Annotated in this window: 3 protein-coding genes; all 3 read left to right on the forward strand. The window is 42.6% G+C overall.

What is annotated here, in order from left to right:
* Positions 1–379 precede the first annotated feature (379 nt).
* Genes QAI40_RS01850 through QAI40_RS01860 form a run of 3 tightly spaced genes read left to right on the forward strand, consistent with a single transcriptional unit; the run spans position 380 to position 8,108 of the window.
* Positions 380–5,872: a transporter substrate-binding domain-containing protein gene (locus tag QAI40_RS01850; protein WP_299976711.1), complete on the forward strand. Its 5,493-nt coding sequence runs from the start codon at positions 380–382 to the stop codon at positions 5,870–5,872.
* On the forward strand, positions 5,865–6,950 hold the full coding sequence (locus QAI40_RS01855; protein ID WP_299976708.1) for a response regulator: 1,086 nt from the start codon (positions 5,865–5,867) through the stop codon (positions 6,948–6,950). The genes QAI40_RS01850 and QAI40_RS01855 overlap by 8 nt, the downstream gene beginning before the upstream one ends.
* A 21-nt stretch (positions 6,951–6,971) precedes the next feature.
* The gene (locus QAI40_RS01860) at positions 6,972–8,108 is read left to right on the forward strand and encodes a hybrid sensor histidine kinase/response regulator (RefSeq protein ID WP_299976704.1); all 1,137 of its coding nucleotides are present in this window, start codon (positions 6,972–6,974) and stop codon (positions 8,106–8,108) included.
* Positions 8,109–8,586: the final 478 nt, after the last annotated feature.

Below are 8,586 nucleotides of genomic sequence, written 5' to 3' on the forward strand. Positions count from 1 at the left end.
AAAGGAATTTTACCCGATTATAATGGGGCTCTGCCCCAAACCCCGGGATTTAACGCTTTGAGGAAACAAGCATGGTTAGTTAAAAGAGGGGCAGCGCATTACACACTGCCCCCATGCTTTAGTCACCAGATTCGGCGCTCGGGTTGCTTCCCAGCAAGAGCCCTATCCTCCGAGCTGGCAAAAATAGAATATTAAAAATGTTGAAAAAGCGCAATATAATGGTACAATTAATTTTAAGTAGGCAATATGTTTAACATCAAAACACCATGTTTGACGCATAAGATGTAAGTTATTGATATAATAAGAAATATCGAGATATGTTACGTCAAGTGATATAATAAACAGAAGATAGTTAAGATTCATGAATTGGAGATGCAGAATGAGGAAGTTTAAAATATGTTCAGTAAATCGTTGGAACATAATTGTTATAGTGTTTTTGCTGTTGATATCAATAGATTTAGGAGCCCAAACCGGGAGCATAAATTTTACAACTGAAGAAAGTAAATGGCTGTCGGAGCACCGGGTAATAAGAGTATCTAATGAGATGGACTGGGTACCCTTCAATTTCAATAAGAATGATATACCCCAGGGATTTTCAATCGATTATATAGCACTACTTGCAGAGATAATCGGGTTTGAAATCGATTTTATCTCAGGTCCCTCATGGAATGATTTTATGGAAATGATTCAGAACAGGGAACTGGATATAATACTTAATATCGCATTTTCCGAAGAGAGGGCTAAATTTTTAAAATTCACAGAACCTTATTTTGAATTTGCTCCCGGTCTTTATACCCGCAAAGATTATCCAACCATTAAATCGGTCGAGGATCTATATGGCAAGAAATTCGCAGTACCCAAAGGTTTCTTTTATGAGGATTTTTTTAAGGAACATCCTCAGGTAGAATTAGTCAGAGTCCTTGATACGAGGGAAGCAATTCTCGCAGTTTCCAACGGTAATGCCGATGCTATGCTTGATCTGATGCCTGTTGTTAGTTTTTTACTCAACCAGCTTATGGTTTCAAATCTGCACCTGGACGGAACACTTGGACAATATGAGAGCGCTCCTATAGCGGTACATATCGGAATTCGGGATGACTGGGATATTTTCCGCGGAATTATTGATAAGGGGATGGAGATCCTTCCGAAAGACAAGCTTCATGAACTAAGGGTTAAATGGCTTGGATATTCCGAATTTCAGGCCCTGAATCTGACAGAAGAGGAAAAGAGCTGGGTTGAAAAAAATCCCGTTATCAAAGTTGCTGCAACACCTGACTGGCCGCCTTTCGAATTTCAGGAGGAAAATCTCTACCTTGGCCTTCACGCCGACATCCTGCGGTTGGCTGCCGGCAAGGCGGGACTGGAAATAGAGCCGGTATTCGATCAATGGTCCGTTCTGCAGGATAAACTGGAAAAAGGAGAATTGGATCTATGCCCGGGTTTGAATGCCACAGATATCAGAAAAGAATATCTACTTTTCACCGATCCCGTTAGTGAGACTTCTCAAGTGATTATAACAAAAACGGCAGATGAGGTTTCTTCTATAAAGGATTTGGATGGACGTACAGTTGCTGTCGAAAAGGGTTATGCAAATGAAACTTTCTTGAGGCAAAACTACCTGGATATTAATCTACTCATTACTGACAACACCCTTCAGGCAATAAAATCAGTGATTACCGATAAGGCTGATGCTTATATAGGCACCCAGGCAGTAAGCCTTTACCTTATTAAAAAACACCGGTTTATTGAACTGAAAGTTGCAGCCTTTTTTGAGGAATCAAAACCATCTCATTATAGAATTGGTGTGATCAAAAGCAAGCCGTTGCTAAGGGAAATTCTGCAGAAGGGTTTGAAAGCCATAAGTAGAGATGAAATGGTAATAATTGAAAATCGTTGGTTTGACAATTCAGAATTAGTTGATAAAGATAAAACTACTGAGTTTGAATCTCTGAACCTTACAGAAGAGGAAAAGAACTGGATACAGATTCATAAAATCATTAGATTCAGCGGTGACAACTACCCTCCGTTTGAGATTATTGATGACAACAATGTATATAGCGGTATAGCTTCGGACTATATAAAACTAATAGAGAACCGTCTTGGTGTAACGTTCAAGTTTGTTCCAGGCCTGACATGGACTGAGGTGGTAGACGGGTTAGGAAATGGAACCATAGATCTCGCGCCTGTCATTACAGCTACTAAAGAGCGCAGGGAACGCATAAGTTTTACACAGTCTTACATCAATTTTCCGCAAGTGATCGTGACACAGACGGATTATCCACCAGTAAAAAGTATACAGGATTTTACTGGAAAGACCTTTGCCGTATCAAAGGGTTATTCCGAAGTAGAGGAATTCGAACAATTATACCCAACAATCAACCTGCATATTGTCGATAGTCCTCTTGAGGAATTAGGCGCTGTCGCCATAGGTCAGGCTGATGGAGCCCAGGGAAGTCTTGCTGTTTTCAGCTACCTCATTGATAAGCATCATTTACTCAATCTGCATATAGCTGCACCTTCAGAAATCGAAGGCGGTGAGATGGCTATGGGAGTAAGAAAAGATTGGCCGGAACTGGTTACCATTCTTGACAAAGTACTTGATTCCATCAGCGAGAAGGAAAAAATAACCATTAATAATACATGGAGCGGCAGGGTCGAAGAGTTCTGGGCCCAATTCAGAACTCTTCTCAAATGGGCCATACCCATCTTTTTAAGTATCCTGATCGTTATCGCATTGATTATTATCTGGAACCGGCGGATGGCAAAGGAGATACATGAACGTACACTGATGCAGGCAGAACTTACCAAATTGAATCAGACACAGGTCTTTGCTGCTGATACTGCTCGTCTCGCATATCTGGAAGCTGATCTTAACAAACAGGAACTAATATTTAATGATCAATTCTATAGCCTGCTTGATACAACGGTAGAGATAGAGGGTGGATATACAATGTCTGCGAAACATTATTTAAAAACATTTGTTCATCCCGACGATAGAGGTACTTTAATTAAAGTAATGCTGGATGCAAAGAAAAGTAATGAAGATTATACCGATCAGTTTGAATGCCGCAGATATACAAGAGATAAAATATTCCAATATGTTTTTGTGAAATTTGAGGTCCAACATGATTCAAACGGGGAAACCACAGGGTTCAGGGGAATACTTCTGGATATTACAGAGCGGAAAAAACTGGAAGAAGAACTTCGTCTTACCCAGTTTGGAATGGACAATGCCGGAGATTCTGTATGGTGGATTGAGCCGGAAACAGCGATGATAACCCATGCAAATGAAACAGCATGGAGATCTCTGGGTTACACAAAGGAAGAATTTATAGATATGACAATTCCTCAGATCGATCCTGTATTCCCTCCTGAAAAATGGCCGCCATTGGTTGAATCACTTCAACAGGGAAATAATCTAACCTTTGAATCTATGCACAAAAGAAAGGACGGCGCAATCTTTCCCATTGAGATCAATGCCCGTTATATTAAATTTGAAGATCAGGCATATATTGTTGCATTTTCAAGGGATATTACTGATAGGAAACAAGCTGAAGAGGAATTGAAAAAGGCAAAAGAAGCAGCCGAAGACGCAACAAAAGCAAAAGGTGATTTTCTTGCCAACATGAGTCATGAGATCAGAACACCAATGAACGCAATTATCGGCATGAGCCATCTGGCACTCAAGACCGACCTCACTCCCAAGCAGCGTGACTATATCAGCAAGGTGCAATCCTCATCCAACGCGCTTCTTGGTATTATCAATGACATCCTTGATTTCTCCAAGATCGAGGCCGGTAAACTCGATATAGAATCCACCAAGTTCCAGCTTGAAGATGTGCTGGGCAACCTTGCCAATCTGATAGGTATCAAGTCGGAAGAAAAGGGGCTTGAGCTGCTGTTCAACGTTGACCAGGATGCGCCAACCGCACTGGTGGGGGATCCGCTACGTCTAGGGCAGATTCTGATCAACCTTGCCAACAATGCCGTAAAGTTTACCGAAAAAGGTGAGATTGTCGTCAGTGTTTCTGCGGTTGAAAAGAATGAATCAAAAGCAACCCTTGAGTTCTCGGTGCAGGATTCGGGCATCGGTCTTACCAAGGAGCAGCGTGGTAAATTGTTCAAGGCCTTTTCCCAGGCTGATACATCCACCACACGCAAACATGGCGGCACCGGGCTTGGGTTGACTATTTCCAAGAAGCTTTGTGAGATGATGGGTGGTGATATCTGGGTGGAGAGCGTAGCCGGTGAGGGAAGTACCTTTATCTTCACCGCAGTTTTTGGCCTGCATAAAGAAAAGAAAATAGAGCTTCTGCCCGAGCCTGACTTGCGAGGCAAGGCCGTTCTGGTGGTTGATGATAACCAGACCTCCAGGGAGATCCTGCAGGATATGCTGGAGCCCATGTCCTTTGTGGTTTCGCAGTCCCCGTCCGGAGAAGAGGCCGTGACTGAGATCCTTCTGGCCGATAAAAAGGGCACCCCCTTTGAAGTTATTTATATGGACTGGCAGATGCCGGGTATGAGTGGTATTGCCGCTTCAAAGAAGATCAAGGAACAGAACCTTTCAAGACAGCCCAGGATCATCATGGTTACGGCTTATGGCCGGGAAGATCTTATGCAGCAGGCCGAGAATCTCAAAATGGATGGCTTTCTGGTCAAACCGGTGAATAGATCGGTACTTTTTGATACTACCATGCAGGCTTTTGGCGGAGAAGGGGTAAGGACGTATGACACCAAGTATGACACCGGGATTGATAAAAATAAAGATATTGAGGCGTTGAAAGGAATCTGCGGCGCCCGGATTCTCCTGGCTGAGGACAATGAAATCAACCAACAGGTGGCCCGGGAGATTCTTGAGCAGGCCGGTCTGGTGGTGGAGATTGCCAATAACGGCAAGGAAGCAGTGGAGATGGCAAAAAAGAATCAGTATGAAGCCATTCTTATGGATATCCAGATGCCCGTGATGGGTGGTTTTGAAGCTACTAAGGCAATTCGAGAGTTAAAAGATTCAGAAACAGGCGCTCTGCATCCGGCAGCAAATCTTCCTATCATCGCCATGACTGCCCATGCTATGGCCGGAGACCGGGAGAAGAGCCTGGAATGCGGCATGGACGACCATGTTGTCAAACCCATTGATACTGATCAATTGTTCGGTGCCCTGTTGAAATGGATCAAGCCAGGTGAGCGTGAGATACCGAAGCATATTGCAGAAAGATTAGCAGAAGTTGAAAAACCGTCTCAAGAACAGCCTCTGCCTCAACTGCAAGACATAGATATCAAATCAGGTCTCTCACGAGTTGGCGGCAATGAGAAGCTGTATCGAAACCTTTTGGTGAAATTTTATAAAGAGTATCCAAACTCAACCAAGCAAATAAAAGATGCTCTTGCAAAAGAAGATATGGAACTTGGCACCCGCCTGGCCCATACAGTCAAGGGCGTTGCCGGCAATCTTGGCGCCAAGAATCTGCAAGCTGCCGGTGCTGAGGTTGAGGCAGCGATCAAGAACGGTACTCTGGATAATATTGACTCTCTGCTGAAAACCTTTGAAAAGAGCATCCAGTCAATAATGGAAGGACTCAAAGACTTTGTTGCTACAGAAAAGGCAGGTGAAGACAAAGGTGAAAAAAAAGCAGGAGATATTGCAAAGCTTAAAGAACTTATAGAAAATCTGGAGCCACTTGTTCAGAAGAGAAAACCCAAACCCTGCAAGGAGATCATGGCAGAGATTAACGAGTTTGCCTGGCCTGATTACTCAGTGGAGATAGGAGAACTTAGCAGGTTGGTTGGCAAATATAAGTTTAAGGATGCACCGTCTGTTATGAAAAATATTATGTCAAAAATAGAAGAAAATAAAGGAGTAGAAAATGCCTAATCTGACAGAATGCAAAGTTCTGGTCGTTGATGACACGGAATCCAACATCGATATTCTTGTCGATGCGCTTGGATCTGATTATGAAGTAAGCGTTGCCATGGATGGTGAATCTGCACTGCAGGACATCGCCGAAGAGATCCCGGATCTTATTCTTCTGGATATCTTGATGCCTGGGATGAGTGGCTATGAGGTCTGCAAACGAGTGAAGGCAGATAAGAAGACTCAAAAGATTCCCATTATTTTTATAACAGTCATGACCGAAGAACAGGACGAAGCCAAGGGGCTTGCGCTTGGAGCGGTTGACTATATTACCAAGCCTTTCAGCCCTGAGTTGGTAAAATCCAGGGTAAAAAACCAACTTGAGCTCAAGCGCCACCGGGATAATTTAGAAGAATTGGTAGAAGAGCGGACCCGGGAACTGGCAATTACCCAGGAGGTCACCATTGATGGACTGGCCGTCCTGGCGGAATTCCGGGATCCAGAGACAGGTGGTCACATACAGAGAACCAAAAACTATATGCGTATTTTGGCCGAACGTTTGAAAGGGCATCCCAAATACTGCGATTTTCTTGATGATACCACCATTGATCTCATCTACAAATCCACACCGCTTCATGATATCGGTAAAGTAGGCGTACCCGACAACATTCTTCTTAAACCCGGCAGACTGACCGAAGAGGAATTCAAAGAGATGGAAAGACACGTGGTCTATGGGCATGATGCCCTCCAGAAAGCAGAGCGGAAACTGGGTGAAAATACTTTTTTGAGATTTGCCAAGGAGATAGCCACTTCCCATCATGAAAAATGGGATGGTTCAGGCTATCCTTATGGCTTGAAGGAAGAGGCAATCCCCCTTGCGGGTAGGCTGATGGCCATGGCGGATGTCTATGATGCTCTGATCAGCAAAAGGGTGTATAAACCACCATTCTCCCATGAAAAGGTAGTGGATATCATTGTCAATGGCGACGGGCGGACCGAGCCATATCATTTTGACCCTGATGTGTTAAAGGCATTTAAAGACGCGGCAGAGGATTTTCGGCAGGTGGCAATAGAATTTGCTGATTATGATGAAGAGTGACAGACATTTTGGGAATAAATCATGAAGGAGAAAACACTCATGGGGAAAAATAATTCCAAACAATATACGGTTATGGTAGTGGATGACAGTGAATTAGACATTGATATCCTAATAGAATGTCTCAGCGATGCCTACAGTGTCAGGGTGGCCTTGGATGGTCCTTCCGCCCTTGAGAATATTCAAAGAGATCCGCCGGATATCATTCTTTTGGATATACTGATGCCGGGAATGGACGGATATGAAGTATGCCGCAGGATCAGGCAGGAAAAAAAGACAAAAGATGTACTTGTAATATTTGTAACGAGCTTAACCGAGGCTGTTGATGAAATTCGGGGGTTTGAATTAGGTGCTGTAGATTATATTACCAAGCCATTTAATTTTTCCGTAATCCGTGCCAGAGTAAAAACACACCTTGAATTGGCAGCAGCAAGAAAGGAACTTCAGCGGCAAAATGAGATATTAAAAGAAAATATTGACTTACGGGAGCAGGTTGAACTGATCTCCCGGCATGACCTGAAAAACCCTCTCCAAGTCATATTAAGTGCGGCTGAAATACTTGTTCTTGAAATGCCACTTGAAAAAAATGAAATGGACGAGCTTATTCAAGAACAGGTAGCCTCGTGTTATACCATGTTAAACATGATAAACAGTTCGTTAGATCTTTACAAAATGGAAATTGGCAGCTATTCCCTTAATGCAAGGCAAATAGATATACTACCCTCGCTGGACCGGGTTCTTCTGGGTGTGAGAGATATCATCCAGTCCATGGACCTAAAAGTGGTTGTGTCTATCAATTCTCAATTCCGAGTGTCAAATGATCAGTTTAAAATCTTGTGCGATGAACTTCTTTTTTATTCAATGATGAGTAATCTGATAAAAAACGCAGCTGAAGCCTCTCCAAAAGGCGGAAGTCTGCTGATATCCTTTTCGGAAAATGAATGTATTACAATCCATATTCGAAATCAGGGGACTGTCAGTCCTGAAATTCGAAATCGGTTCTTTGAAAAATTCGTTACATTCGGCAAGTATGGTGGAATAGGATTAGGGACATATTCTGCCCGTCTTATGGCTGAAATACACGGCGGCAAGATAAATCTCCTGACATCAGATCAAGAAAACGAAACAACAGTAACAATTAATTTACCAAAGCCTCTTTGATCAATAAGTTAAAATTCTGGTTGAACCATTTTTTGAACCTATGTTACGACACTCAAAAATAGTTGACTTTGATTCAGGACCTGAAAAGATGCTTTTCTTCCTGAGAACTATAACGTGTAGGGCTCTCTTTTTCTAAAAAACATCAACCACAAGATTTGGTATCTTTTATTTTTTTTCTTTGGCGATGAAATTCATTTTTAAAATTCGGATCAAAAAGTTTAGGACTATCCTCTGTTAGTCCGCATTTTTATTCAAAAACAAGCAACCACAATATATAATGCCCTGTGTTTTTTCGAATCCATTGTACCCAATTCATGATGGATGGAGGTTGGCCTAAAAATAACAAAAATATATTTATTGCTTTTCCAGAGATCTCTTTATCTCGTGTTCGACAGCTGTAGATACACAAAACTGGAAAAGCCCTGCCAGTCAAGGGATACAGCTATCCACTCAAAATGGCGTAGTGCCTACAAAATCA

This window comes from Desulfobacula sp., from assembly GCF_030611305.1.
Taxonomy (GTDB): domain Bacteria; phylum Desulfobacterota; class Desulfobacteria; order Desulfobacterales; family Desulfobacteraceae; genus Desulfobacula.

Coding starts and splice junctions, on each gene's coding strand:
- QAI40_RS01855 (WP_299976708.1), top strand. CDS start 5,865: ATGCCTAATCTGACAGAATGCAAAGTTCTGGTCGTTGATGACACGGAA.
- QAI40_RS01850 (WP_299976711.1), top strand. CDS start 380: ATGAGGAAGTTTAAAATATGTTCAGTAAATCGTTGGAACATAATTGTT.
- QAI40_RS01860 (WP_299976704.1), top strand. CDS start 6,972: ATGAAGGAGAAAACACTCATGGGGAAAAATAATTCCAAACAATATACG.